Below are 23,706 nucleotides of genomic sequence, written 5' to 3' on the forward strand. Positions count from 1 at the left end.
TACTTTAAAATGGAATGTAGTTTAAATTAAATTTTAGTAGGAATTTTAGGGGTTTATTTTTAAAGGTTTTTTGAAAATAAACCTATTTAAAAATTAAATTAAAATGCAAGAAAAACATAATAACTTTCATTTTTAAGAAGTTTTCACAAAAAAGAAAAAATATAGTGCAATAAATGATATAAAGTAATATAATAGATTACAAGATATGAAAAGGCAAAAAAATAAATTGCAAATGAAATTAAAATGAATAAAAAATAAAAAAATAATCATAAGTTAGAGGTATCAATGAAAAATAAAAGCGAATGTTTTTAAAATTAAAAGTATACTAAGGGGGGCATTAATATGTGCATTATATCAAAAGATAGAGCAAAGGAAATAAAAATAGTAGATACTACTTTAAGAGACGGAGAGCAAACAGCTGGGGTTGTATTTGCGAATAGAGAAAAAATAATGATTGCTGAAATGTTAAGTGACCTAGGTGTGGACCAAATCGAAGTTGGGATACCTACTATGGGTGGAGATGAAAAAAACGTAATAAAGCACATATGTAGTAGAAATTTAAAATCAGATATAATGGCTTGGAATAGAGCAGTAATAAAAGATGTTGAAGAATCTATTTCTTGTGGTGTTGATGCAGTAGCTATATCAATATCAGTATCTGACATTCATATAGAAAATAAATTGAGAACTTCTAGAGGTTGGGTTTTAGAAAATATGGCTAAAACAGTTGAATTTGCAAAGCAAAATGGATTATATGTTTCAGTAAATGGAGAAGATGCTTCAAGAGCAGATATAGACTTCTTAACTGAATTTATAAAAGTTGGAAAACAAGCAGGGGCAGATAGATTTAGATATTGTGATACAGTAGGAGTTATGAATCCTTTTTCTATAAAGAATGCAATAGAAACTCTTTATGAAAGAACTAATTTTGACATAGAAATGCATACACATAATGACTTTGGAATGGCAACTGCAAATGCACTTGCAGGAATAGCAGCAGGAGCAAATTATGTTGGTGTTACAGTAAATGGATTAGGTGAAAGAGCAGGAAATGCAGCATTAGAAGAAGTTTTAATGGCACTTAAGTGTGTTTATAAATGTGATTTAAATAATATAGATACTAGAAAATTCAGAGGAATATGTGAGTATGTGGCACAGGCATCAGGAAGAATTCTTCCTACATGGAAGGCAGTAGTTGGAGACAATATGTTTATACATGAATCTGGTATACATGCAGATGGAGCTTTAAAAGACCCACATAACTATGAGCCATTTGACCCAAGTGAAGTAAATCTTGAAAGAAAAATAGTAATAGGTAAACATTCAGGAAGAGCTGCAGTTATAAACAAGTTGAGTGAATACGAAATGTATATTTCTCCAGAAAACGCTACCAAGCTATTAAATGCTATAAGAGCTACATCAATAAGATTAAAAAGAAGTTTAATGGATAAAGAAATTCTTCAATTATATTGTGATATACTAGCACATGAGAAGGAAACAACAGAGGAAGAAGCAGTTAGAGGTTCATATATTTAAGGTATAATTGTTTAGGAGGAAAATATGGGAGATAATATAGTTTATAAAATAATTAAAAAACATATAGTAGATGGAGAAGCCGTTGCGGGTAATTCAATTGGTATAAAAATAGACCAGACTTTAACACAAGATTCTACTGGAACAATGACATATCTTCAATTAGAAGCTATGGGAATAGATAAAGTAAAAACTAAAAGAAGTGTGGCATTTGTAGATCATAATATGTTACAACAAGGATTTGAAAATGCAGATGACCATAAATATATACAAACAGTGGCAGATAAATATGGAGTTTATTTCTCTAAACCAGGGAATGGCATTTGTCATCAAGTATTTTTAGAAAGATTTTCAACACCAGGAGATACACTTTTAGGTTCTGATAGCCACACACCTACTGCTGGAGGTGTGGGCATGATGGCTATTGGAGCTGGTGGGTTAGATGTTGCTCTTGCTATGGCAGGAGGAGCATACTATATAAAAGCACCAAAAGTCTGTAAGGTGAATCTAGTTGGAAAACTAAATAATATGGTATCTTCAAAAGATATAATATTAGAAGTGTTGAGAAAACAAACTGTAAAAGGTGGAGTAGGTAAAGTTTATGAATATGGTGGAGAAGGTGTAAAAAGCTTATCTGTTCCACAAAGAGCTACAATAACAAATATGGGAGCTGAACTTGGAGCAACTACTTCAATCTTCCCAAGTGATGATAAAACACTAGAATTCTTCAAGAGTCAAGGAAGAGAAGATGCATGGATAGAGCTAAAACCAGATGCAGATGCAGTTTATGATGAAGAGATTACTATAAACTTAGATGAATTGAAACCATTAGCTGCGAAACCTCATAGCCCAGATAATGTAGATGAAGTTGAGAATATAGGAAAAATAAAAATAGACCAAGTTGCAATAGGAAGTTGTACGAACTCTTCTTATGAAGACTTAATGAAAGTAGCTCAAATCCTAAAAGGAAATAAGGTACATAAGAATGTGAGTTTGGTAATAGCACCAGGTTCAAGACAAGTTATGGAGATGATTGCTAGAAATGGAGCTTTGGCAGATATAATAAGTGCTGGAGCTAGAATATTAGAAAATTCTTGTGGTCCATGTATAGGTATGGGTCAATCTCCAGGTACTGATTCTGTATCTTTAAGAACTTTTAATAGAAATTTCTATGGAAGAAGTGGAACTTTATCAGCTCAAGTATATTTAGTGAGCCCAGAAGTAGCAGCAGTAAGTGCAATAAAGGGAGAGCTTACAGACCCAAGAGAATTTGATGTTAAATTTACAAACTTAGATGTAAACGAGTTTTTAATTGATGATAGCATGATAATAAAACCTGCTGATGTGGGAAGTGATGTAGAAGTAGTTAGAGGTCCTAATATAAAACCTTTCCCTCTTAATACAGAGCTAAGTCAGTCTATAGATGGAAAAATTATATTAAAGACAGAAGATAATATAACTACTGACCATATAATGCCATCAAATGCTAAGTTACTTCCTTTCAGAAGTAATATACCATATCTTGCAAACTATTGTTTTAACACTGTAGATACTGAGTTTCCTCAAAGAGCAAAAGACAATAGTGGTGGATTTATAGTTGGTGGAGATAATTATGGGCAAGGTTCAAGTAGAGAGCATGCTGCTTTAGCACCATTATATTTAGGTGTAAAAGGTGTAATAGTAAAGAGCTTTGCAAGAATCCACAAAGCTAATTTAATAAATAGTGGTATAATTCCAATGGAGTTTTGTGATGAAAAAGATTATGATAACTTATCTCTTTTAGATAATTTAGAGATACCAAATATTTTGGATAATCTAGGGGATGGAATTTTGGAAGTTAAGAATATAACTAAAGGAACTTCTTTTAAAGTTAAGGTAGAATTATCAGCAAAAGAAGTTGATGTATTAAAAGCTGGTGGAAAATTAAATTACACTAAAAATCAAGCTAATTAGTATGAAAAGAGGGAATATTTAATGTATAAAGTGACACTTATACCAGGAGATGGAATAGGACCAGAAGTTGCGAAAGCTATGAAAAAGGTAGTAGAAGCTACTGGGGTAGAAATAGAATGGGAAGAAGTTAATGCAGGAGAGGCTGTTATTGAAGAATATGGTACTCCTCTTCCTGAATATATTATAGAGAGTATAAAAAAGAACAAAATAGCTATAAAAGGTCCAATCACTACTCCTGTAGGGAAGGGATTTAGAAGTGTGAATGTAACTCTAAGACAGGCATTAGATTTATATGTTAATTTAAGACCAATTAAAAGCTTTAAAGGAATAAAATCAAGATATGAAGATGTTGATTTAGTAGTTGTAAGGGAAAATACAGAAGACTTGTATGCTGGAATAGAGCATAAGATAGGCGACTATGCAGCTGAAAGTATAAAGATAATAACAAGAGGTGCAAGTGAAAGAATAGTTGATTTCGCATGTAATTATGTTAAAGACAATAAGAGAAAAAAAGTTACAGCTATACATAAGGCAAATATAATGAAAATGTCTGATGGATTGTTCTTAGATGTGTTTAGAGAAGTTGCATCAAAACATGATATAGAATATGATGATTTGATTGTAGATGCAGCAGCTATGAACTTGGTTTTAAATCCAGAAAATTACGATGTAATGGTAATGCCAAATCTTTATGGAGATATACTATCTGATTTAGGAGCTGGTCTTGTTGGAGGTCTAGGTATAATTCCAAGTGCAAATATTGGTAAGGATTGTGCTATATTTGAAGCTGTTCATGGAAGTGCTCCACAAATAGCTGGTCAAAATAAAGCTAATCCAACAGCACTTATTCAATCATCAGTAATGATGCTTAGATATTTAGGTGAATATGAAAGTGCACAAAAGATAGAAACAGCTTTAGAAAAGGTATTTCTTGATGGAAGTAAATTAACTGTGGATTTAGGTGGCTCAGCATCAACAACAGAGTTCGCAGATGAAGTATGTAAATATATTGGATAGATGATGTTTATAATAAAAATATAACGTAGATTAAAAGAAAGCTGTTAATTGTTTTAGAGACGATTAACAGCTTTTAAGTTTGTCATTATTTAATAAATAGAAATAATAATATTAAAAAATTTGTTTTTTTTAATTGAACATTCAACCAATATATGGTAATATTTGATTAAAGTTGAACATTCAACTAAAAACAAAAACATTGACTGGAGGTGTGTTTGATTAAGAGTTTAGACAGTAATATATTAAGAGAAGTGGGGGCTTTATCTAGAGCAGTAAATTCTATCAATGATATAAAGTACAAGGAATTAAAGTTGCAAAAAGGACAATTTACATTTTTGACACGAATATGTGAAAATCCTGGTATAAACCTTGTTGAATTATCAAATATGTTGAAGGTAGACAAAGCAACAACAACTAAAGCGATACAGAAATTAATAAAAGCGGGGTATGTAGATAAAAAGCAAGATGAGTTTGATAAAAGAGGCTATAATTTAACTCCTACTGATAAATCTTTAGAAGTTTATGAGTTGATAATTGAAGAAGAAAATAGGAGTATAGAGATGTGTTTTAAGGATTTTACAGATGAAGAAAAGCAAGTAGCAACTAAAGCATTAGAAAAAATGAGCAAAAATGTGGAAAAAGAATGGTTTAAAGTGAAGAGATAGAAAATTAATATAAGGAGATATTTTTATGATTAGAAAAGCAAATATGAATGATTTAGAAAAAATTGTGAAAATTATAAAAGCAACAGTAGAAGAAATGAAAGAGTATAATAATACACAATGGGATGAAAATTATCCATCAGATAAAGACTTTGTTTCAGATATTAAGAAACAAGATTTATATGTAGAAGAAATAGATGGAGAAGTAGCTGGATTTATATGTCTTAACTATGAGGAGCCAAAGGAATATGTAGATTTAAACTGGTCTTCTGATAAAAAAGCTATGGTAATACATAGAATGGCTGTAAATCCAAGTTTTAGAAAGAAAGGAATAGCATCTAAATTAGTTGACTTTGCGGAAAAATTAGCTGAGGAAAATAGTGTATCATATTTAAAGAGCGATACATATTCAATAAATTCAAAAATGAATGCACTTCTTACAAAGTGTGGTTTTATTAAAATTGGTGAAATGAGTTTCTTAGGAAAAGAGAAATCTTTCTATTGTTATGATAAAATATTATAAAAAGTATTTATCATACAGGGAATAGATGACATATTTTCAATGCCAATAGGCATGTTATATGGACTTAGTGTGTGATATTATGAAAGGGATGGTTTAGATGATAGAACTTCTAAAGAGAAGAAGAAGCATTAGAAAGTATAAAAATATTGAAGTAGAAAAAGAAAAGCTAGATAAAATATTAAAAGCTGCTCTTTTAGCACCATCATCAAAAGGTCTTAGAACATGGGAATTTATAGTGGTAAATGATAAAGAAAAGCTAGTTAACTTGTCTCAATGCAGAACTAAAGGTGGTGGATTTTTCTTAAAAAATGCACCTTTAGCTATTGTGATTATTGCAGATAAAGAAAAAAATGATGCTTGGATAGAGGATGCAAGTATTGCTGCTTCATATATACAACTTCAAGCTCATGAATTAGGATTAGGTTCTTGTTGGGTGCAAGTAAGAAATAGGATGCATGATGATAATATGGAAGCGGATAAATATATTAGAGAAGAGTTAAAAGTACCTGATAAGTACAGTGTGGAATGTATAATTTCTATAGGATATCCTGATGAAGAAAAGAAAGCATACTGCGACTCTGATTTGGAGTATGAAAAGGTTCATTTTAATAACTTTTAATGTATAATACGTTGTATTAAGACATTATATTTTTTGATATTGTTAATATATACTTAAAATTGTAAAAATATATCTGAATTTTACTAACTTATCTAGTGGTTATGTACAAGGATTTTAGAGATAAATATAGAAATTAATGTTTATAATCGATACATAACTTGAGTAACAAAATTTAAGGAGGTTAAAATATGGGTATATTTAAAACAAAAATTGATGAGGACTGGAAAGTAAACTACATTAAAGAATTTAATGAAATGAGAGATTCTTATGAGAGTAAACTTCAAAAAAAACAGTTTGAGGTAGAAAGTTTGAAATCTGAATTGGATAGACTAAGAAGTTATAAAAATAGCCTTAAGCCAAAAGAAAAGCAAATTACTGATGATGATATAAATAATATAAAGACTTTAAGAAGAGATGGTTTAAGCTATAAAGAAATTTCAAATGAAACAAGTTGGAGTAAAGCAACTGTAAGTAGAGTATTAAATGGACTTTACGATTAGCATATACATGGGGTGATTTAAATTGGGATGAAGTATAGTTATAAAAAATGTATAATAGATTCTATTTTATTGATGTTTATAGTTCAAATATTGAGGATGATTTTGAATTATGTACTTCTAAGTCAATTTGAATTTACTCTTGAAAATTTTAATATTATAAACTTAATTTCTTTTACATTAGTTGGTTTATCATTAATTTTATTTTTAAATGATAATTCTTTGTATAACAAAATAAGAAATAGAAAAATAACAGAAGCTTTTAAAGAAAATAAAAATAATCTACTTATTAAAAAATTTAAGCTAATATTTCTTATAGTAGTTTTATCTTTAGCAATAGTTTCAACCTATTGCAGAGAAGGCTATTTATTCTTTAACATAACTATGATGATTTTGTCTGTATTGATAGTTCCTGTATTTGAAGAGTTGTTTTTTAGAGAGTATCTGTGGAATTATCTAAGTAATTTTATAAAGTCAAAGAGTAAAATTATATGTATAACATCTATATTATCTGGTATTTATAATATAGGGTATATAGATGTTGTAAGAAATTACATAATTTTGTATAATAATTCTAGTTATACATTTGAAGTAATTATTTCAAAAATCATGATAGGTACTGTTTTTGGTATTGTACTTGGGATTGTTAAGTCAAGATTCAAAGACGTAGGTATTTGTGTACTATTGAGAAGTCTATTTGCTATATTTGTTAGACAGATAATTTAATTAAATAAAGTAGCTGTTTTATAAGGTTGATTTAAATTTAATTTTAAATCAACCTTATTTTATTTACCTTTTATAGGGAAATTGTGCAAAAATATTTAATAAATTTCATGAAATTATTTGAATATTTCTAAAATACATAAATATATATTGACATATAAATATTATCTATTACAATTTATATAAACTAATAAAAATTAAACAATATTAATCAACTTATTGAATGGAGGAATAAAAATGAAATTTGTGACTTTTTGTAGTAGCAATGAAGAAAAAATAGGTGTACTTAATTCAGAAACAAATAGTATATATGAAATAAATAGCTTAGGATTAAGTAGATTATATACAGATATGAATGATTTTATCGAAAACGTATCTACAGAAGAGTTAGAAAAAATAAAAAAGAATTCATTTGAAAATATGAAGTGTTATAAATTAGAAGAAGTGAAATTATGTTCTCCAATTGTAAGACCTAAAAAAGATATAATATGTTTAGGTCTTAATTATAGAGACCATGTTAACGAAATCCCAGATGGAGTTATAAAAAATGTAGTTATGCCAGATTATCCAATTTATTTTTCTAAGAGAGCAGACAAAATAATTGGAGTGGATGATAAGATAAGCTTACATGGAGATTTGGTAGAAAAGTTGGATTATGAATCAGAACTTGCAGTAATTATAGGTAAAGAGGGTATAAACATATCAAAAGAAGATGCCTATGAACATATATTTGGATATACAATAGTAAATGATATAAGTGAAAGAGCACTTCAAGATAAACATGTTCAATGGTTTAGAGGTAAAAGCTTAGATACACATACATCTATGGGACCTTGCATAGTACATAAAGAAGAATTTGAGCATCCTTTAAAACTGGATATAAGCAGTGTAGTAAATGGAGAAGTAAGACAGAATTCTAATACAGAATACTTTATATTTGATATCCCTACTGTAATAAGTGACTTATCAAGAGGAATGACTCTAAAGCCAGGAGATATAATTTCAACTGGAACTCCAGCTGGTGTAGCTATGGGAATGAATCCTCAAGTATATCTAAAACATGGTGATGTAGTTGAATGTAAAGTCGAAGGGATAGGAGTTCTAAAAAATATAGTTGATTAATGGATAAATATGCCATATAATTTTATTAGTACGAATAATTTAATTAATATGGAATTAATCAAATTTATGATTAATTTATTATAGAGAGGGATGAGTATATGGCAAGAGAACTAGAACTAAAATATGGCTGTAATCCAAATCAAAAACCATCAAAGATTTATATGAAAAATGGAGAACTTCCTATAGAAGTGTTAAATGGGAAGCCTGGATACATAAATTTTTTAGATGCATTTAATAGTTGGCAGCTTGTAAAAGAATTAAAAGAAGCTACAGGTCTTCCAGCAGCAACTTCATTTAAACATGTTAGTCCAGCAGGTGCAGCAGTAGGAGTGCCTTTATCAGATACTTTAAAGCAAATATATTTTGTTGATGATTTAGAGCTTTCTCCATTAGCTTGTGCTTATGCAATGGCAAGAGGAGCAGATAGAATGTCTTCTTATGGTGATTTTATAGCACTTTCAGATGTATGTGATAAAGAAACTGCAACTATTATAGCAAGAGAAGTTTCTGATGGTGTGATAGCTCCAGGATATACAGATGAAGCTCTTGAGATATTAAAAGGAAAGCGTAAAGGAAACTATAATATTGTAAAAATAGACGAAAATTATACTCCTGAGCCTATTGAGACAAAGGATGTTTATGGAATTACTTTTGAGCAAGGTAGAAATGAAATATTAATAAATGAAGACTTATTAAAAGATATTCCAACTGATAATAAAATTTTTACAGATAATGCAAAACGTGATTTAATTATAGCTCTGATAACATTGAAATATACACAATCAAATTCTGTTTGTTATGCTAAAGATGGACAAGTAATAGGAGTAGGTGCAGGTCAACAATCACGTATTCATTGTACTAGACTTGCAGGTAATAAAGCTGATATTTGGTACCTTCGTCAACATCCTAAAGTATTAAATTTGAAATTTAAAAAGAATATAGGTCGTCCAGATAGAGACAATACTATTGATGTATATCTTTCTGATGACTATATGGATGTGCTTGCTGATGGTATATGGCAAAATTTATTTGAAGAAAAACCAGAGCCTTTAACTGGAGAAGGAAAAAGAGCATGGCTTAAAACTTTAACAGGAGTAGCACTTGGTTCAGATGCGTTTTTCCCATTTGGAGATAATATAGAAAGAGCAAAAAGAAGTGGAGTAAGCTTTATAGCACAACCAGGTGGTTCTATTCGTGATGACAATGTTATATTAACTTGTAATAAATACAATATAGTTATGGCTTTTACTAAAAATAGATTATTCCATCATTAAAAGATAAAGTAAATATAAATTAAATTAAAATCTACAACAAGTTTTGTTGTAGATTTTTTTATTTACTGTATAATTTTAAATAGAACTTTATTTTTAGATATTCAATTTGGAGGTTGATATGGCTTTAAATATAAGAGACTATAGCCTATTGTGTAGTCAAGGGACAGCTAAATTTAATGAAGATGTAGTTGGTATAAATCCATTCGGTGCATGGGTTTTAGACGGTGCTACAGGACTTAATGGAAAAAACTTAATATCAAATGAAAGTGATGCGAGATGGTATGTTCAGTGGTGGAATAGGTATCTATATAAAAATATAAGTAGAGAAGAATCATTAAAGAGTATTGTTAATAGTGGAATAATAGAGGTAAAAAAAGAGTATGAGCTAAGGTTAAATGGGATAAAGGTAGAAAAATTAGATTTGCCATCGAGTTCTATAGCTATTGTAAAATTCCATGAAAATAAGGTAGAGTATTTTTTATTAGGAGATTGTGCATTGTTCATTAAAAATGGTGATTCAAAAGTTATAAAGGATAGAAGCATTTGTAAGTTTGATAATATCGTATTTGACGAGATGAGTAAACTTCCTAACTTGGAAGAAATGACATTTGATGAGATTAAAGCTAGTGTTATGGATACAATAGTAAGTAATAGATTGAAGAAAAATACAAAAGATGGATATTGGATATTGGATTTTGATGAGGAAGCTGTAAAAAATTCTATATATGGATACCTTGAAATAAAAAAAGATTTTCAATTGATGTTGACAAGTGATGGTTTTACAAGTGCATGTGACAGATATAATCTCATAAAAGAAGAAGAATTAATACGTATAGCAGAAAAATTTGGTATAGGATATATACACAATAAGGTAAGAGATTTTGAGGATAATGATTATAAAGCAGTTAAAGTTCCACGATTTAAAGTAAAAGATGATTCATCTTGCTTATATTTGGATATATATAATGATTAAACCTTATGGAACTATTTAATTTTAGAAAGGAGGTAGGTGAAAAATGAAAATTCTTCATATAATAACACAAAAACCAAATAGTACAGGTAGTGGGATATATTTATCTGGTATGATAAAAGGTTTTGAAAAGGTAGGTTATAGGCAGGCTGTAATTGCGGGGATAGATGTGAATGATGATGTAAATTGTTTTCCAGATGATGTAAGCTTTTATCCAGTAAAGTATAATTGTGGAGAATTAAATTTTCCTGTTGTAGGCATGAGTGATTCTATGCCATATGAAAGTACAAGATATAGAGATTTAAATATAGAAATGATAAATAGATTAAAAAATCGGTTTAAAGTAAATATAGATAAGGTTATGAACGATTTTAAACCAGATATTATAATATGCCATCATTTGTATCTATTAACTGCATTTGTTAGAGAGATTGTAAAAGATATAAAGGTAATGTCTATTTGCCATGGAACTTGTTTAAGGCAACTAAATACTATTGATTTAGAAAAAGAATACATAATATCAAATATAAAGAAACTGGATTTAATATTTGCTCTTCATGAGAATCAAAAATATGATATTGTAAGGACTTTTGGAATAAGTGAAAGTAAAGTAGTTGTAATTGGCAGTGGTTATAATGATGATATATTTTATAATAAACACTATAAAAGAAAAGATGATAAAATAAAAATAGTATTTGCAGGTAAGATATGCAAATCAAAGGGACTAATTCCATTTATAAAAGCTATATCTAAATTAAAATATAATAAAGATTTAATAGAAGTTGATTTTGCAGGTACTGGAAGTGATATTGAATCATATAACGAGATAGTTAAACTTGCAGATAAGTCTCCATTTAAGATGAATTTCCTAGGAAAATTAGAACAGAGAGATTTAGCTGAGTTATTTAATATGTCACAAATATTTGTGTTACCATCGTTTTATGAAGGATTACCAGTTGTTGTTTTAGAAGCTTTATCTTGTGGGACAGATGTGATTACTACTGATATTCTTGGTGTTAAAGAATGGATTGGGAGTGAGATTAATAACTCAGGAAAGATAGAGTATATTCCTCTACCTTTTATGCAGAAAGAAGGTATTCCAAAAGAGGAAGAGTTGTATATCTTTGAGAAGAATCTGTATACTTCCATAGATACTAGAATACAATCTTTATTGAATCACTCAAATGAGAGGATATCTATAGATATGTCTAAAAAAACTTGGGATGGATTAGTCCATAGAATGAACGAAGTCATTTTAATGGATGAAGCATGTTTGATTTAATATTATTTAATTTATAAAAAATGTAACTATTTTTATACTATTTTTAGGTGATTTTATATTATACTAGTAATAAATATACTTGTTTTTAGGGAGGTAATTTATGAGGTTTAGTAAAAAGATATTAGCGTTAGGTATTTCAGCATTATTATTAAGTGTTAGTTTTCCAGTATCAATAAATGCGTTAGATAAGATTGAAAATATTCAAGGGGTAGATAAATATGAGACAGCTGGGCTTATTTCAGATAAGCAAGATTTTACAACAGCAGTTTTGATTAACTCTGATTCTACTATGGTAGATGGTATCGCTGCTAGTGGTCTTGCAGGAGTAAATAATGCAGCTATTTTATTAACTAATAAGAATGATATACCAGAGGCAACATTGCAAAGATTAAATAGAGTTACTAAGATATATGTAATAGGTGGAGAGAATACTATAAGTAAAGATGTAGAAAAAATGTTACTTATGAGAAGAATGCAAGTTATAAGAATTGATGGAGTAGATAGAGTAGATACAAGTTATAAAATTGCAGGTGAAATAGAAAAAATCAAGAGTAGTGATAAGATGTTTTTAGTAAATGGATTTAAAGATGAAGCTGATGCAGTGAATGTTGCATCTGTTGCGTATAGAGATGGTTCTCCTATAATATTGACAAAAGATATAGCTTCAGCAGAAGAAGATACAGATTTAGACCCATTATTTGGTGTTTCTTCTGTTCCAGTATATGCTATTGGAGGAGAGTCTACATTAAGCGATTACATAGTGAATAGATATAGAGCAACTAGAATTGGTGGTGTTGATAGATACCAAACTAATAAAAATGTAATTGAAAAGTTCTATAATGGAGCAAAAGAATTTTATGTAACAAGTGGAGATGATTTGGTTTATACTCTAGTTGCATCACCACTTGCAAAAAATGCTCCTGTTGTATTAGTTTCAAATAAAAGTGATAAGAGTGTATTAAAGAGAGCTAATAAAGTAACAGCAATAGGTATAAGCGATAAGAATATTATAGAGCAGTGTTTAAATGCTGTAAAAAAGTAATATAATGTTGTTAGTAAAACGAATATGTATATTGTAAAATTAGTATATTATTCATTTATAGTGGTATAGAGTATGTAAGAAACGCATTTTGTTTAAATAAAATGCGTTTCTTTAATATATTACATAATTTTTAGATAGAATAAATTTCATAAGAATTATCTTCTTTTAACTTTTCTAACCAAACCATCTCTAAAATATCTAGTTCTTCTAAGTAGTCTTTTTCAGTTTTGTTATCATCATGTTTTATAAGTTCTAAGACTTCAAATGTAAAAGCTTGTTTTCCATGCTTTTTCCAATCGTTATTTAAATCTTTTATCATACATGACCCAGCACTAAGCTGGAATTTGAGGGAGTTAAATTTGCTTTTTATATCATTGCTCTTTCCTAGGTAAATCTTCTTTGTAATATCACTTTTTATTATAAATACTCCAATGTCAAATTTCATTTCTTTATATAGTTGTTTTAATTCACGTTTTCTATCCATGCTTTAGATTCCTCTTTTCATAATTTGTTTGTAATATGTAAATTTGAAAATATATTACATATTAATTATAAAGAGATTAATTTCAGATGTAAATAGTTTTTATAAAATTAATTATGAGTTAATTGATATTAGTAAAGGATTTTAGCTTGATAAGCCTACTATATATTTTAAATGTGATATAAATGTAAAAAGATAAGTTGACATATAAGAAATTATAGAATAAACTAAAAATGTAATAGTAAAATATATTTAAATATTACATTTAAAGGAGTGGACAATTATTATGAATAAAAAAATAGAATTAATAGGAAATTTTGCAAGTGATTGGATTAGATATAGTGACTATGAATATAAAATTACTGAAGATGATGAGTTATATATAGTTCCAACTGAAGATGCTGTATTTACTATGTATAACCCATTTGATGTCGCAGATGACATAATAGTAGATATAATTTGTATAGGACAAGAAGCATTGCAAGATATACCAAAAGAGACAAAAGAAATGAGATTAAAAAAAGAAGTACTTGAATTTGTAAAAAAATATGGATTATTGGGTTTGATTTATTCAAGTGTATATAATAGAGACATAGTTGGAGAAGAAAGAGTGCTAATGATTGAAAAGAATTATATTACAAAAGATAATATATTGAGTACTGATGAATATGTAAACATGTTTATACCATTTGCAAATGATGATGATGTGTATTTTAAGAAATACAGAAGAGGTATAGATGTATCAAAAAGAGAAGAGTCACCTAAGTTTTTTGGAAAGAGACCATTAATTTTGGATTTAGTATTTTCAAAGTTTTATACAGAACAATTAGACTGGATTGTAAGTTTTGCTAAGGATATGTGTAGACACTTTAATCAAGTTTGTGTATATAAAAATACATCAAATCTATTAACTGAAAATGTTACTATTATGTCTGGCGGATTTAATCCTCAGAAGATAGGGTTTTCTATAAGTCAATTGGATAAACCAACTATTGCATGGGAATTTGATTCTTTGAAGACTGCAATTGAGACTATATATGCGTTTGCAATTACAAGTGAGCCTCCTTCTTTAAATAAATGCAAGTATTGTGGGAAAATTTATATTCCTACAAATTCCAAATCTCAATATTGTTCACCTTCTTGTAGAAATTGTTCAAATGTAAAGAAAAGTAGAAGTAGGGCTAAAAAAGATAAATAAATTAATAAAGATATCATTGTTTAGATTTTAATTATAAATAACTGTAAAAAAGTAGTTATAGAAAATTATATGTCTGAGTGGTGGTATTTTTTTATTGAAAAATTTGATTGAGATGTTAATTTTGAATTGACAAAAACTACTTATAATAATATTATTATAAGTAGTAAATGAAATAGTCTATATTAATTTAAATATAACATAAAACTGTATAAAAGTCAATATAAAAAATAAAAAAAGGAGAATTTTAAATGATATCACCTATTATTTTGAGTTCTATGCATCAAGGTTTAAAAGAAATAGAAAAGAATGAGTTACTTGATACTAATAAAGAATCTAAGGAGTATGGTTTAGTTATTTCAGAAGTAGATGTAAAAGATATAATAACTTCAAGAAATTATACTTTAAAGGGATATGGCAGAATAGAGTTGGACATAAAAGTCACAAAACAATTGATAGAAAATATATACAAATCACAGTTTACAAATATGGATAATTATTTAGAAGCTATTAATGATATGCAAGAAATTTTTTATTATTTAAAAAATGAAACGGATGATAAGATATGTGATGATGAGCTTATAGAAATGCTAGATGAACTTTATGAAAAATTTTCAGGCAATCTCGATAACGTAAGAGGAGAAGCAGATGAATTTGCAAAGAAATTTAAGTTTGGGGAAGCTTAATATATGATAGGAGAGAGTTCTATGTCAAATAATTTAAGCAATATTAATATAAACGAAAATAATTTAATAAAAAATCAATATTCAATATCTTTGCTTAAGGAATGTCTAAATTATAAAATAATAGATGAAAGAGAAGTATATAGCATACAGCAAGAAGTATCTCTAATACTTATAGATTTGATTAAAAAATATACAAATGGTCAAAGTACATCAGTAAAGACAGAAGTAGCTGAAAGGTTGTTGATTTCAATATGGTATGCTATTGATGCATATATAAATAAGTTAGAAAATTTGGAAAAGAGAGTTGTAGAATTGACTGCTAAAAACATAAAAAATATGTATATAGAAGGTATTAAAATATTAGAAAATGATTTAATTGAATTAGAGAATTTTTATGAATTAATGATAAATAAAAAGTTAGATACTAACTCAATAGCTTATAATGATACTTTGATAGAACTATCAGGTTTCTTTAAAAATTATGTTATAAAATTTGAGGCTCATGACATTCCAGTGAGTATAGATTACCCATTGGCATTAGACGATATGGATGTTCAAGGTATCTATTATGTAAAGAATTATATTGAGAGTATAGATATAGAAAATAGGTTTTGTAATTTATTTAAAAAGAAAGATAGAGAAAAATTATTTTATGATTATGGAGTGAACTATAAAATAGATTGTGATGTCATACTTATAAATTTATTTGAACTTATTATAAATAATTGTATTTTTTCTACGATTTTAGGTAATGAAGCAACTAAACTAGAGATTTCAGAATATGAATATGAGTTTTTAGAAAGACAATTTAAAAGCATATATAATAATAATTTTGGAGATGAAGCTAGAGATTATGAAGAAAATAATATAATTGAATTGATTCAGGTGGATAATAATTTAAATTATGATGATTATGAAGAAATTAATAGAGAAATTAGAAAAAATAAACAAATAACTTCATTACTTGTAGAAGCAATTGAAGTGTTGATAAAAAGGTTAAGTATAGAAGATGAAGTAATGATAAGATATATTAAAAGATATGGAAATATATTTATTGAATCTGTGTTGAGTTCAATAAAGAATGATACTTTTAAAAGTATTATAATTGTAAGTAGTAGTTCAAATGAGTCTTTAGAGAATTATATTATTGATGATGAAAGTAAATTAGATGATGAATCGTTTAGAGAGGTATTTAATAAAATATTAGATAGTACATCTATAGTTGAAAAAATAAAGATAATAAAGGAAAATATTAATGCAAAAAAAGATTTTATTGATATTTTGGAAGCTGAATGTTTATTTGAAGAAGAGTATTTAATGTTATTTTCAGAATTAAGTGAATTAGAATTGGCAATATTGGGTAGTGTTGTATTTTATGAAAACATGAGAATGAAAGAAATTAATCTATTAGAATTTTCAGTAAGTCAGAAATCTGAAACTACATCATGGAAGATTGAATATATTGACTTTGTAAAGAAACAAAATAAAGCCAAGATACACTCTATAGAAGAATATATGAAACAAATTAATTAACAAAAAATTATGAATAAATAGAATGTTAGTATATAATATAATCTGTAAAGTATATCAAAATACATATATCTGGAGGGGATTATGAAAGAGTATATCATAAATAATATTGAAGAAATAAGAGAAGAGTTGATAGATTTATCTAAAAAAATATGGGAAAATCCAGAATTAGCTTTCGAAGAAAAGTATGCAAGTAACATTCAAAAAGAATACCTAAAATCAAAGGGATTTGAAATTGAAGGAGTAGAAAATTTACCCACTGGATTTATAGCAAGTTTTGGAAAAGGTAAGCCAGTGATTGGAATACTTGGAGAATATGATGCTTTACCAGAGTTATCACAATCTGTGAGTACAGAAAGAAATCCATTGGTAGAAGGTGAATCAGGTCATGGATGTGGGCATAACCTATTAGGTGTAGCAGGTGTAGGAGCAGTTGTTTCTATAAAAAAATTAATAGAAGAAAATAAATTTAATGGGACAATAAAATATTTTGGTTGTCCTGCTGAAGAAGAAGGAGGAGGAAAGACCTTCATGTGTGTAAATGGATGCTTTGATGATGTAGATTGTGCATTTACATGGCATCCTTTTGATATAAATGCACCTTGGAGAGGAGGAAGTCTAGCAAACTTATCTATCAAGTTCAAGTTTAAAGGAATAACAGCACATGCAGCTCAAGCTCCACATAATGGTAGAAGTGCACTTGATGCTGTTGAAATTATGAATGTTGGAGCAAATTATTTGAGAGAACATGTGATTGACTCTATAAGAATGCACTATGTTATAACTAATGGTGGAGGAAGACCTAATGTAGTCCCTGGTTTTGCTGAAAGCTGGTATTTTATTAGAGGTAAAAAAGCAAAGGATGCAGAGCATGTTCTTGATAGATTAGTAAAAGTAGCACAGGGAGCAGCAATGATGACAGAAACTGAAATGGAGTATACAGTTACAGATGGAATATATGATTATATACCAAATCAATGTCTGACTGATTTAGTTTATGATAATATGGTTTTTGTAGGTTGTCCTAAACCTACATCTGAAGAAGAAGCGTTTGCGAAAAAATTATGTGATACCCTTACTAGAGAGGAAAGACTAGGTGTAGCAACATCATTCCAAAATGATAAATCTATTGTAGAGAGTTATATACATCAGAATATAGCTGATGGAGACAAAGATAAAGGGCTAGCTGGTTCTACTGATGTTGGAGATGTAAGCTATGTTATACCAGTCGCTCAATTTGCAATGGCAGCATGGCCTGTTGGCGTTGCAAGTCATACTTGGCAGTCATGTTCATCAGCAGGTTCAAGTATGGGATTTTCAGCCATGATAAATTCAGCTAAAGTTTTGGCTTGTAGTGCTTATGATGTGTTTATGAATACTGTAATTATTGATGAAGCAAAAGCCGAATTTGATAAATCATTAGATGGACAAAAATTTAAACCATTGGTATAATCTTGATAATAAAATATTTCTGGGGGGAATAACTATGAAAGAAAAGATTGAAAAAGTACTTGAAGAAAAGATAAAACCAGTATTACAAAGAGATGGTGGAGATGTAGAGCTTATAGATGTAAATGAAAATGGGGTAGTTTTGGTTAGACTACAAGGTGCATGTAGTGGGTGTCCAGGAGCAACTATGACAATAAAAGCCATTATTGAAAATGTTTTAGTTAGTGAAGTTCCAGGAGTAACTCAAGTATTAGGTGTCTAATAAATTAGATTTTATACACAAGTGTACATAACGCAATTTAAAAAGTTATTCAAAATGTGATATATAAAAAGTGTGTAAGTATATATTTAATTTCTTACACACTTTATTTTAATATTTTACTATACATCCATTATCCAGCCATGCCAATAAACATACCTATAAAGTATGGAATTAACCATATAGTCCACACAACTATACTAAACTTATGGAAGAATTTTTTCTTTTCTTCATCATCTTTATATAGAACAAAAGTAGCCCAACCTGCATGAAAAAGCATAAGCACGATTGCAAGAAGGCCTGTTATACTATGAAGGCTTTGAGATAAAGCTGATTTTACATAGAATGTGTTACTATTAGCTATGTTACTCATAGTAAAGGTTCCTAATGTATCGAATATTAAACCAAGCCAAAATATGATTACATGCTTCTTTTTTAAAATTTTGGCCTTTCTTTCTCCAAATACACCTATAGTGTAAAAAATTAATGCTGAAGTTATAAATACTATTGCAAGTATTAATTTAGAATTCATAATTATCTCTCCTTTATTTTTGTTAATATATTTCTAAGATTTTTTACTAAGTCATTTAATTCTTGTTCATCACAGTTTTTAAATATATCATTAAAACTTTCTTGCATTTTAGTTTTAAAATTTGTTGCAAATTCAAGCCCTGTATTTGTAAACTTAACATATGTATTTCTTTTATCCTCAGATTTTTTGAATTTTTCTACATATCCAATGTGTTCTAATCTGCTGATTATACCTGAAACTGTACCTTTAGCTAAAGACATTTCATCACATAATTGTGATATTGTAAGCTCTTGATTATGAGCTATTAGCTTTATAACTATAATCTGTTGATGTGTTAATCCATTTTCTTTAAAATTTTCTTCTACTGTGTACATAGTTTTAGAATAGAGTTCTTTTAAAAGCATAGCTATTCTAAAACAATCATAATTAGTTTTCAATAAAATCACCTCTTAAATGGTTTGCATAGAAACTAATATAATATAATTTATCAATATAGTCAACCTAAAAATTTATAATTTCATAATAAATGCTAGAGAATAGAACATAAAAATTTTATTTTAGGTATAAATAAAACAATTTGATGAAATTTTAACAATTTTTAAAAAGTTTGTTTACACAGTTAATAAATGATGCTAAAATTAATTCATAGATAAATATTGAAAATTTAATTTGTTTAATGATAATAGAGCCACGAAGGTTTTAACGTTACTTGACGTTTACTTTTATGTGGTTTTTTTTATTGCAACAAAGGGGGAATAGGGGTTTGTTAAAGGATATACTTAAAAAGTTGTTGCAGTTTATTTTAGTAATGTTTTTATTATCTTTTGTTGTTTTTTACATGGCAAGACTTGCTCCAGGGGACCCATTAATCTCTTACTATGGAGATGGAGTAGAAAGAATGAGTACTCAAGAAAAAGAAAATGCTATGAAAAAGCTTGGCTTGAATGAACCGATATATAGTCAATATATAAAATGGATTTCGGATGCGTCAAAAGGAGAATTTGGAATTTCATTTAAATATAAACAAAATGTTACTTCTGTTATAAATGATGTCTATATAAATACTATAATACTGGGTGGTTCAGGGTATATACTTACATTTGTGCTAGCTTTATTGTTAGGAATATTTTGTACACTACATGAAGATAAGCTCATTGATAGAATTATATGTAAGTTAGGGACAATAACCAACTGTATTCCATCATTTTGGGTTGCTTTAGTACTTATACTTATATTTAGTATAAACTTAAGTATACTTCCAAGCAGTGGTGCTTATGCAATGGGAGAAGAAACCAGCATGTTAAGTAGGTTGTCTCATTTAATCTTACCTCTTACAGTACTGATATTAAGCCATTTATGGTATTACACATATATGATAAGAAATAAATTGTTAGAAGAAATAAGAGAAGATTATGTATTGTTATGTAAAGCAAAAGGTTTAAATAATAGAACCATTGTTTTTAAGCATTGCCTGAGAAATATAATGCCATCGTATATCAGTATAATGGCCATTTCAATACCTCACATATTGGGAGGAACTTATGTAGTTGAAAAAGTTTTTTCTTACCCAGGGTTAGGAACTCTTTGTTTTGAAAGTGCAAAGTATCATGATTATAATATGTTATTAGTTTTATGTTTAATAACAGGGGCTTTAGTAGTATTTGGGAATATGCTAGCTCAAATTATAAACAATAAAATAGACCCTAGAATGAAATATGATAGAGGTGATACTAATGAAGCCACAATGTAGTGATTTTGAAATTGTAGGAGAAAATTATATTTTAGTAGCAGAAGAGGAATATATAAAAACAAAGAAAACTTTATTTAAAAAAATTAAAGAATTACCATATATATCAATTATTATTTTATCAATTATAATTATTGGAAGTGTATTTTCGTCTTTAATAATGACACATGAACCAACATACATGGATTTAGTAAGTTCTAACTTAGCCCCAAATAAAACTTTTTTATTTGGAACAGATTCAATGGGTAGAGATATATATTCTATGATATGGTATGGAGGAAAAATATCTTTGTTTATAGGATTATTTTCTACTATAATATCAACTGCTATAGGGATTATTTATGGTAGTATAAGTGGTTTAGCGTCTGAACTTGTAGATGATGCAATGATGAGATTTACAGAGATTATACTTAGTATACCTTCAATATTAATCATAATATTTGTACAGGCTATACTTGGAAATTCAAATCCAATATCTATGTCTATAGTTATAGGGATAACAAGTTGGATGAATATATCTAAGATTGTAAGAACAGAGGTTAGGCAAATAAGAAATAGTGAATACATACTGGCAGCTAAAAGTATGGGAGGAGGATTCTTCTATACATTAAAACAGCACTTACTTCCAAATTTTGTGGCGTCAATAATGTTTATGGTTGTAACAAACATAGGTGCAGCTATTGGGACTGAATCAACACTTAGTTTTTTAGGAATAGGTTTACCAATAGAAATTGTTTCTTGGGGAAGTATGTTATCTTTATCAGAAGAAGCATTACTTTCAAATAGATGGTGGATAATACTTATTCCGGGTATATTTTTAGTTACTACATTAGTGTGTATAACCAATATAGGGAATTATATAAGAAAAAATAATAATAAAAAATCCAGTAATTTATAAATCAGCATTTGAGCACTAAATAAACAAATACTGAGGTATTTGAAATATCTATTTAAATAAATGGGGTCAAAGCTTTGAAAAATACTTTATAAAAAGCAAAAGGGGGAGCATCATGAAATTAAAGAAGTTAAAAGTTTTAAGTTTAGTAATGATACTTAGTCTAATGGCAGGTTGTTCTAGTGGAGGAGACAAAGATAAAAAAGCAGATACATCTAAAGATGGAAAGGTACTTGTTTATGGAAGTAATGACTATACAAGTATAAATCCTGCACTATATGAACATGGAGAAATAAATTCATTAATATTTAATGGATTAACAGCTCATGATGAAAACAACAAAGTGGTTCCTTGCCTAGCAAAGGACTGGAAATTTGATGAGGCAACAAATACATATACTTTTAATTTAAGAGATGATGTTAAGTGGCATGATGGAGAGAAATTTACAGCAAATGATGTTAAGTTTACGATAGAAACTATAATGAAGCCAGACAATGCTTCTGAAATAGCATCAAATTATGAAGATATAACAAAAATTGATGTAGTTAATGATACTACTATAAAAATTAGTTTAAAAGCTCCAAATACAGCAATGCTTGATTATTTGACAGTAGGAATATTACCAAAACATGCATTAGAAGGTAAAGATATAGCTACTGATGGATTTAATCAAAAACCAATAGGAACTGGACCATTTAAACTTGAAAAATGGGACAAAGGTCAAAGCATAACACTTGTTAAAAATAGTGATTATTTTGTAAAAGAACCAGGTCTAGATAAAGTAGTATTTAAAATTGTTCCAGATGATAAGGCTAAAGCAATGCAATTAAAATCAGGAGAATTAGACTTAGCTCAAGTAACTCCTAAAGATATGTCTAACTTTGAAAAAGATGAAAAGAATTTTAAAGTAAATATAATGAAAACAGCAGACTATAGAGGTATATTATACAATTTTAATTCTAAGTTCTTTAAAGATGAAAAAACTAAAGGATTGCCAAATGCTTTAAGTTATGCAATAGATAGAAAAGCAATAGTTGATAGTGTATTATTAGGACATGGTGTGCCAGCATATTCACCTTTACAAATGGGAGCATATAACAATCCTGATATAGAAAAGTTTGAGTATAATCCAAAAAAAGCTAAACAAGAAATTGAAAAGCTAGGATGGAAATTAGGTTCTGATGGAATTTATGAAAAAGAAGGTACTAAATTAGCTTTTGAAATAACAGCAGGTGAGAGTGACCAAGTTAGAGTTGATATGGCTAAAATATGCGCACAACAGTTAAAAGAAATAGGTGTAGATGTTAAAGCAGTGGTTGTAACTGAAACAGATTGGGCTAATCAAGATGCTCATTTAATAGGTTGGGGAAGTCCATTTGACCCAGATGACCATACATATAAAGTGTTTGGAACAGATAAAGGTGCAAATTATAGTGCTTACTCTAATCCTACTATAGATAAAATACTTCAAAAAGCAAGAGAAACAGAAAATAAAGATGAAAAGATAAAGTTATATAAACAATTCCAAGTAGAAATGACTAAAGATATGCCTTATACATTTATTGCTTACATAGATGCAATCTATGTTGGAAAACCAAATATCAAAGGGTTAACACCTGATACAGTTTTAGGCCATCATGGTGTAGGTATATTCTGGAACATAGCTGATTGGACAATTGAATAATAGTTAAATTAATTAGAAACCTTAGGGATAA

The 23,706-nt window shown here is 28.4% G+C and carries 24 protein-coding genes; 21 read left to right on the plus strand and 3 right to left on the minus strand.

Going from position 1 to position 23,706, the window contains the following annotated elements; all coding sequences use genetic code 11:
• Positions 1-342: 342 nt before the first annotated feature.
• The 13 genes from nifV (at position 343) to ACTG47_RS04525 (ending at position 13,217) form a co-directional block, all read left to right on the plus strand.
• Positions 343-1,536 (plus strand): homocitrate synthase, encoded by a 1,194-nt coding sequence (nifV, locus tag ACTG47_RS04465; RefSeq protein ID WP_479926262.1) that lies wholly within the window; start codon positions 343-345, stop codon positions 1,534-1,536.
• Between the two features lie 24 nt (positions 1,537-1,560).
• Positions 1,561-3,486 carry an aconitate hydratase gene (locus ACTG47_RS04470; RefSeq protein ID WP_479926263.1) on the plus strand — a complete coding sequence of 642 codons (1,926 nt, stop codon included), beginning with the start codon at positions 1,561-1,563 and terminating at the stop codon, positions 3,484-3,486.
• 21 nt (positions 3,487-3,507) lie between these two features.
• Entirely contained in the window at positions 3,508-4,503 is a 996-nt protein-coding gene (locus ACTG47_RS04475) for an isocitrate/isopropylmalate dehydrogenase family protein (RefSeq protein WP_479926264.1), read from the plus strand.
• A 215-nt stretch (positions 4,504-4,718) separates the two neighbouring features.
• A complete protein-coding gene (locus tag ACTG47_RS04480; protein WP_169468632.1) occupies positions 4,719-5,168 on the plus strand; it encodes a MarR family transcriptional regulator in 450 nt (149 codons plus the stop codon).
• A gap of 25 nt (positions 5,169-5,193) precedes the next feature.
• Positions 5,194-5,688, plus strand: a complete 495-nt coding sequence (locus ACTG47_RS04485; protein WP_479926265.1) for a GNAT family N-acetyltransferase — start codon at positions 5,194-5,196, stop codon at positions 5,686-5,688.
• Positions 5,689-5,785: 97 nt separating this feature from the next.
• Complete coding sequence (locus ACTG47_RS04490; RefSeq protein WP_479926266.1) at positions 5,786-6,307, plus strand: nitroreductase family protein; 522 nt, start codon at positions 5,786-5,788, stop codon at positions 6,305-6,307.
• Positions 6,308-6,495: 188 nt separating this feature from the next.
• The gene (locus ACTG47_RS04495) at positions 6,496-6,807 is read left to right on the plus strand and encodes a helix-turn-helix domain-containing protein (RefSeq protein WP_169468626.1); all 312 of its coding nucleotides are present in this window, start codon (positions 6,496-6,498) and stop codon (positions 6,805-6,807) included.
• 27 nt (positions 6,808-6,834) lie between these two features.
• Entirely contained in the window at positions 6,835-7,530 is a 696-nt protein-coding gene (locus ACTG47_RS04500; protein ID WP_479926267.1) for a CPBP family intramembrane glutamic endopeptidase, read from the plus strand.
• Positions 7,531-7,764: 234 nt separating this feature from the next.
• Positions 7,765-8,649: a fumarylacetoacetate hydrolase family protein gene (locus ACTG47_RS04505; RefSeq protein WP_479926268.1), complete on the plus strand. Its 885-nt coding sequence runs from the start codon at positions 7,765-7,767 to the stop codon at positions 8,647-8,649.
• Between the two features lie 98 nt (positions 8,650-8,747).
• Positions 8,748-9,923, plus strand: coding sequence for a phosphoribosylaminoimidazolecarboxamide formyltransferase (locus tag ACTG47_RS04510; protein WP_169468622.1), 1,176 nt, complete (start codon positions 8,748-8,750; stop codon positions 9,921-9,923).
• A gap of 118 nt (positions 9,924-10,041) precedes the next feature.
• Complete coding sequence (locus tag ACTG47_RS04515) at positions 10,042-10,896, plus strand: hypothetical protein (RefSeq protein WP_054269462.1); 855 nt, start codon at positions 10,042-10,044, stop codon at positions 10,894-10,896.
• A gap of 43 nt (positions 10,897-10,939) precedes the next feature.
• Positions 10,940-12,175, plus strand: coding sequence for a glycosyltransferase family 4 protein (locus tag ACTG47_RS04520; protein WP_479926269.1), 1,236 nt, complete (start codon positions 10,940-10,942; stop codon positions 12,173-12,175).
• 100 nt (positions 12,176-12,275) lie between these two features.
• A complete protein-coding gene (locus tag ACTG47_RS04525) occupies positions 12,276-13,217 on the plus strand; it encodes a cell wall-binding repeat-containing protein (protein WP_479926270.1) in 942 nt (313 codons plus the stop codon).
• 130 nt (positions 13,218-13,347) lie between these two features.
• On the opposite strand, the gene ACTG47_RS04530 is transcribed toward ACTG47_RS04525, so the two are convergent.
• Positions 13,348-13,701 carry a GIY-YIG nuclease family protein gene (locus ACTG47_RS04530; protein ID WP_479926271.1) on the minus strand — a complete coding sequence of 118 codons (354 nt, stop codon included), beginning with the start codon at positions 13,699-13,701 and terminating at the stop codon, positions 13,348-13,350.
• A 283-nt stretch (positions 13,702-13,984) separates the two neighbouring features.
• Here ACTG47_RS04530 and ACTG47_RS04535 point away from each other — a divergent pair, with 283 nt between their 5' ends.
• The 5 genes from ACTG47_RS04535 to ACTG47_RS04555 all read left to right on the plus strand — a co-directional run bounded on the left by ACTG47_RS04535 (position 13,985) and on the right by ACTG47_RS04555 (position 18,820).
• Positions 13,985-14,896 carry a CGNR zinc finger domain-containing protein gene (locus tag ACTG47_RS04535; protein ID WP_479926272.1) on the plus strand — a complete coding sequence of 304 codons (912 nt, stop codon included), beginning with the start codon at positions 13,985-13,987 and terminating at the stop codon, positions 14,894-14,896.
• Positions 14,897-15,144: 248 nt separating this feature from the next.
• A complete protein-coding gene (locus ACTG47_RS04540; protein WP_479926273.1) occupies positions 15,145-15,579 on the plus strand; it encodes a DUF6323 family protein in 435 nt (144 codons plus the stop codon).
• 21 nt (positions 15,580-15,600) lie between these two features.
• The gene (locus ACTG47_RS04545) at positions 15,601-17,112 is read left to right on the plus strand and encodes a DUF6179 domain-containing protein (protein WP_479926274.1); all 1,512 of its coding nucleotides are present in this window, start codon (positions 15,601-15,603) and stop codon (positions 17,110-17,112) included.
• A gap of 81 nt (positions 17,113-17,193) precedes the next feature.
• Complete coding sequence (locus tag ACTG47_RS04550) at positions 17,194-18,561, plus strand: M20 family metallopeptidase (protein ID WP_479926275.1); 1,368 nt, start codon at positions 17,194-17,196, stop codon at positions 18,559-18,561.
• A 34-nt stretch (positions 18,562-18,595) separates the two neighbouring features.
• Entirely contained in the window at positions 18,596-18,820 is a 225-nt protein-coding gene (locus tag ACTG47_RS04555; protein ID WP_169468608.1) for a NifU family protein, read from the plus strand.
• Between the two features lie 130 nt (positions 18,821-18,950).
• Here ACTG47_RS04555 and ACTG47_RS04560 read toward each other — a convergent pair whose 3' ends face one another.
• Together ACTG47_RS04560 and ACTG47_RS04565 are read right to left on the minus strand one after the other, a co-directional pair.
• The gene (locus ACTG47_RS04560) at positions 18,951-19,349 is read right to left on the minus strand and encodes an HsmA family protein (RefSeq protein ID WP_169468606.1); all 399 of its coding nucleotides are present in this window, start codon (positions 19,347-19,349) and stop codon (positions 18,951-18,953) included.
• Between the two features lie 2 nt (positions 19,350-19,351).
• Positions 19,352-19,786, minus strand: a complete 435-nt coding sequence (locus tag ACTG47_RS04565; protein ID WP_479926276.1) for a MarR family winged helix-turn-helix transcriptional regulator — start codon at positions 19,784-19,786, stop codon at positions 19,352-19,354.
• Positions 19,787-20,112: 326 nt separating this feature from the next.
• Between ACTG47_RS04565 and ACTG47_RS04570 the strand changes: the two genes are divergently transcribed.
• The 3 genes from ACTG47_RS04570 (at position 20,113) to ACTG47_RS04580 (ending at position 23,675) form a co-directional block, all read left to right on the plus strand.
• Positions 20,113-21,099: an ABC transporter permease gene (locus tag ACTG47_RS04570; RefSeq protein ID WP_479926277.1), complete on the plus strand. Its 987-nt coding sequence runs from the start codon at positions 20,113-20,115 to the stop codon at positions 21,097-21,099.
• Positions 21,083-21,994 carry an ABC transporter permease gene (locus ACTG47_RS04575; protein WP_479926278.1) on the plus strand — a complete coding sequence of 304 codons (912 nt, stop codon included), beginning with the start codon at positions 21,083-21,085 and terminating at the stop codon, positions 21,992-21,994. The genes ACTG47_RS04570 and ACTG47_RS04575 overlap by 17 nt, the downstream gene beginning before the upstream one ends.
• Positions 21,995-22,106: 112 nt before the next feature.
• Positions 22,107-23,675: an ABC transporter substrate-binding protein gene (locus ACTG47_RS04580; RefSeq protein WP_479926279.1), complete on the plus strand. Its 1,569-nt coding sequence runs from the start codon at positions 22,107-22,109 to the stop codon at positions 23,673-23,675.
• The last annotated feature ends 31 nt before the right edge of the window (positions 23,676-23,706 follow it).

It is taken from the genome of Clostridioides sp. LIBA-6622, assembly GCF_056716095.1.

Bases quoted from the DNA above. Each gene is read 5' to 3' on its own strand.
- ACTG47_RS04540 (WP_479926273.1), top strand. From the start codon at position 15,145: ATGATATCACCTATTATTTTGAGTTCTATGCATCAAGGTTTAAAAGAA.
- ACTG47_RS04525 (WP_479926270.1), top strand. From the start codon at position 12,276: ATGAGGTTTAGTAAAAAGATATTAGCGTTAGGTATTTCAGCATTATTA.
- ACTG47_RS04495 (WP_169468626.1), top strand. From the start codon at position 6,496: ATGGGTATATTTAAAACAAAAATTGATGAGGACTGGAAAGTAAACTAC.
- ACTG47_RS04545 (WP_479926274.1), top strand. From the start codon at position 15,601: ATGTCAAATAATTTAAGCAATATTAATATAAACGAAAATAATTTAATA.
- ACTG47_RS04535 (WP_479926272.1), top strand. From the start codon at position 13,985: ATGAATAAAAAAATAGAATTAATAGGAAATTTTGCAAGTGATTGGATT.
- nifV (WP_479926262.1), top strand. From the start codon at position 343: ATGTGCATTATATCAAAAGATAGAGCAAAGGAAATAAAAATAGTAGAT.
- ACTG47_RS04550 (WP_479926275.1), top strand. From the start codon at position 17,194: ATGAAAGAGTATATCATAAATAATATTGAAGAAATAAGAGAAGAGTTG.
- ACTG47_RS04520 (WP_479926269.1), top strand. From the start codon at position 10,940: ATGAAAATTCTTCATATAATAACACAAAAACCAAATAGTACAGGTAGT.
- ACTG47_RS04500 (WP_479926267.1), top strand. From the start codon at position 6,835: ATGAAGTATAGTTATAAAAAATGTATAATAGATTCTATTTTATTGATG.
- ACTG47_RS04470 (WP_479926263.1), top strand. From the start codon at position 1,561: ATGGGAGATAATATAGTTTATAAAATAATTAAAAAACATATAGTAGAT.
- ACTG47_RS04560 (WP_169468606.1), bottom strand. From the start codon at position 19,349: ATGAATTCTAAATTAATACTTGCAATAGTATTTATAACTTCAGCATTA.
- ACTG47_RS04530 (WP_479926271.1), bottom strand. From the start codon at position 13,701: ATGGATAGAAAACGTGAATTAAAACAACTATATAAAGAAATGAAATTT.
- ACTG47_RS04490 (WP_479926266.1), top strand. From the start codon at position 5,786: ATGATAGAACTTCTAAAGAGAAGAAGAAGCATTAGAAAGTATAAAAAT.
- ACTG47_RS04580 (WP_479926279.1), top strand. From the start codon at position 22,107: ATGAAATTAAAGAAGTTAAAAGTTTTAAGTTTAGTAATGATACTTAGT.
- ACTG47_RS04505 (WP_479926268.1), top strand. From the start codon at position 7,765: ATGAAATTTGTGACTTTTTGTAGTAGCAATGAAGAAAAAATAGGTGTA.
- ACTG47_RS04515 (WP_054269462.1), top strand. From the start codon at position 10,042: ATGGCTTTAAATATAAGAGACTATAGCCTATTGTGTAGTCAAGGGACA.
- ACTG47_RS04555 (WP_169468608.1), top strand. From the start codon at position 18,596: ATGAAAGAAAAGATTGAAAAAGTACTTGAAGAAAAGATAAAACCAGTA.
- ACTG47_RS04485 (WP_479926265.1), top strand. From the start codon at position 5,194: ATGATTAGAAAAGCAAATATGAATGATTTAGAAAAAATTGTGAAAATT.
- ACTG47_RS04575 (WP_479926278.1), top strand. From the start codon at position 21,083: ATGAAGCCACAATGTAGTGATTTTGAAATTGTAGGAGAAAATTATATT.
- ACTG47_RS04475 (WP_479926264.1), top strand. From the start codon at position 3,508: ATGTATAAAGTGACACTTATACCAGGAGATGGAATAGGACCAGAAGTT.
- ACTG47_RS04510 (WP_169468622.1), top strand. From the start codon at position 8,748: ATGGCAAGAGAACTAGAACTAAAATATGGCTGTAATCCAAATCAAAAA.